Origin of the sequence: Methylobacterium sp. WL103 (genome assembly GCF_008039885.1) — a bacterium.
Classification (GTDB): Bacteria; Pseudomonadota; Alphaproteobacteria; order Rhizobiales; family Beijerinckiaceae; genus Methylobacterium; species Methylobacterium cerastii.
Genome location: NZ_VRUX01000536.1, coordinates 1 through 2,903, shown reverse-complemented (window position 1 = coordinate 2,903; position 2,903 = coordinate 1). Strand labels below are relative to the sequence as shown.

Below are 2,903 nucleotides of genomic sequence, written 5' to 3'. Positions count from 1 at the left end.
CTTCCGCGGCGAGCCCGTTCGGCGGGACGCCCGCGCCCGCCGGCGCCGGCTTCCTCGACACGGCGACGATCCCGTCGGTGCATCCGCTCGCGGACCCGCTGGCGTCGCAGCGCGGCGTTCCGTCAGCGCGGCACGGCCTGCCGGAATTCTTTGTGCCGAACCTGCCGGACGTGGCCGCCTTCCTCCCCGGCGGACCCGACCTGCATCGACAGATCGCGGCGGATCATCCGCGCGCGAACGCCTTCGCCAGCGCCGTCGCGCCGAGCCTCGTGCCGGCCGACCCGTCGAAGGCCGGCGTCGACGTCGCCCAGGAGAACTTCCAACGCACGGGCCGCCCTTCCGGCGACCCCGTGCGGACGGTGGAGCATGGCGGCGACCAGCCGTTCACGTCGGGCGACTATTACTTCCTGACGGGATCGCCGCGGAACGCCAAGCCGCACGCCAAGCCGCAGGCCGCGCCCCGCGTCGAGCCTTCACGGCATCACGGCCCGGTTCCGCGGGTCACCTCGACCCCGTCGAGCCTGGTCGGCGCCCCCTTCGACGTCGAGCGTGTCCGCAAGGACTTTCCGGCCCTTCACCAGAGCGTCAACGGGCATCGGCTGGTCTGGCTCGACAACGCGGCGACCACGCACAAGCCGCAATCGGTCATCGACGCGACCTCCGAATTCTACGCCCGCCACAACTCGAACATCCACCGGGCCGCGCACACGCTGGCCGCCCGCTCGACCGACCTGTTCGAGGGCGGCCGCGATAAGGTGCGCCGCTTCCTCAACGCCCCATCGAAGGACGACATCGTCTTCGTGCGCGGCACCACCGAGGCGATCAACCTCGTGGCGAACTCGTACGGACGCGCCAACATCGGGCCGGGCGATGAGATCATCGTCTCGACGATCGAGCATCATGCCAACATCGTACCCTGGCAGCTGCTCAGCCAGGCCACCGGCGCGACCCTGCGCGTGATCCCGGTCAACGATCGCGGCGAGATCATCTTCGAGCAATACGCGGCCCTGCTCTCAGGGAGGACCAAGATCGTATCGGTGACCCACGTCGCCAACGCGCTCGGCACGGTGAACCCAGTCCGCGAGATCATCGCGCTGGCCCACGCCTACGGCGTGCCGGTGCTCTTGGACGCCGCGCAGTCCACGCCGCACATCCCGATCGACGTGCAGTCGCTCGATGCCGACTTCGTGGTCTTCTCCGGTCACAAGGTGTTCGGGCCGACCGGCATCGGCGCCCTCTACGGCAAGACGCACCTGCTCGAGGCGATGCCGCCGTGGCAAGGCGGCGGCCACATGATCGAGGACGTCACCTTCACCAGGACGGTCTACAAGGGCGCGCCCGAGAAGTTCGAGGCGGGCACACCCGATATCGCCGGCGCCGTCGGCCTCGGCGCGGCGCTCGACTACCTGGAGAGCGCCGGCCTCCCGGCCATCGCCGCCTACGAGCACGACCTGCTCGACTACGCGCAAGCGGGTCTCGCCGACATCAAGGGCCTGCGCCTGATCGGCACCGCCCGCGAGAAGGCCAGCGTGATGTCCTTCACGATCGAAGGCCAGGCGAACGAAGCGGTGGCCCACCATCTCGACCGCCACGGCGTCGCCGTCCGCTCCGGCCACCACTGCGCCCTGCCGGCGTTGCGACGCTTCGGCGTCGACCAATCGATCCGCGCCTCGCTGGCCTTCTACAACACCCGCGAGGACGTGGACGTCTTCCTCCAGGCTCTGCACCGCCTGGCGCGGCACTAGCGGGTCAAGATTTCCGTTGCTGCAGCTTGCTTGATCGAACGAGACGTCGATGCCATTAATCTGGCACCGGCATCTCGCCGTTTCACGCGTCTATCCATTGACTTTTTGTACCAATAAATTCGACTTGATCAATAAATCGATCGAAACATAAATTCAATGTCGATTTGTTATATCAAAACCAAGACGTAATATATTTATTTTTAAATATATGAGATCTGTCAATCCATGACGACCGCCACGCGATTGCCTTCCACGCGGCTCGACCAAAGATACCGGTCAGGTGAGCGGCGTTTGATCCCGTAGCGCATCGCGCCTCCGGACGATCGAGATGCCGGTGTCGATCTCGCGATAGAGGCTGAGGTGGAACAGGTCCCGGCATTTCCGGTCGGCGGCGAACCGATTGCGCGGCTCTCGCGCAAACCTTTGATTGTGCTGATGCTCTCTGAGCCGGGAAGACCCGTTTCCGAAAGGAAACTTTGGTCGGAGTGGCAGGATTTGAACCTGCGACCCCCACGTCCCGAACGTGGTGCGCTACCAGACTGCGCTACACTCCGACGGCCGGCGGCTTCGCCAGCGAGCGGGGGTATAACCGGGGCCAGGGTCGGCCGCAAGCGGCATCTCGCACGGGGTCGCCGTTTCGCACGCTCAGCGCGGGTGGCGGTCCAGCCAATCCTCCGGCAGCGCGCAGCGGGCGATGGTGGCGCCGGCTGCGCGGATCGCCGCGGTGCCGACCGTGCCGGGGCCGGGTTCGAGGTGGTGGAGGCTCCAGGCCTCGGGGTCGTCGCCGACGATCGCGACGAGGCGCGGCGGCGCCGGCGGCAGGGTCAGGGCGAGGTGGTCGAGCGGCAGGGACAGGCCAGCCCCCAGCGCCTTCACCACCGCCTCCTTGCGTGTCCACAATCCGGTGAAGGCCGCATCGACTTCTTCGGGCCGCAGGGCTGCCAGCGCCTCGGCTTCCGCGCGCGCGAAATGCGCACGAGCGATGCGCAACGCGTCGGGAACCGGGCGCAGCGCCTCGACGTCGACCCCGATCGCGGCTTTGGGCGAGACCCCGACGAGGGCGCGTGTGCCCGAATGCGACAGGTTGAAGTGCAGCGCGCCCGCCTGTGCCCCGGCCAGCTCCGGCTTGCCGGCCGGCCCCGGCGCGAAGGCGAGCGC

Annotated in this window: 2 protein-coding genes and 1 tRNA gene; 1 reads left to right on the top strand and 2 read right to left on the bottom strand. The window is 67.7% G+C overall.

Features of this window, described 5'->3' with window-relative positions; genetic code table 11:
- Nucleotides 1–1,745, top strand: a 1,745-nt coding sequence (locus tag FV222_RS21935; protein WP_147815632.1) for a family 2A encapsulin nanocompartment cargo protein cysteine desulfurase, incomplete at its 5' end; no start/stop codon positions are given.
- 477 nt (nucleotides 1,746–2,222) lie between these two features.
- Here the strand turns inward: FV222_RS21935 and FV222_RS21930 are convergent.
- Nucleotides 2,223–2,299: transfer RNA gene (locus FV222_RS21930), tRNA-Pro, on the bottom strand.
- Between the two features lie 91 nt (nucleotides 2,300–2,390).
- On the bottom strand, nucleotides 2,391–2,903 hold a 513-nt coding region (locus tag FV222_RS21925; protein WP_147815631.1), incomplete at its 5' end, for a 4'-phosphopantetheinyl transferase superfamily protein.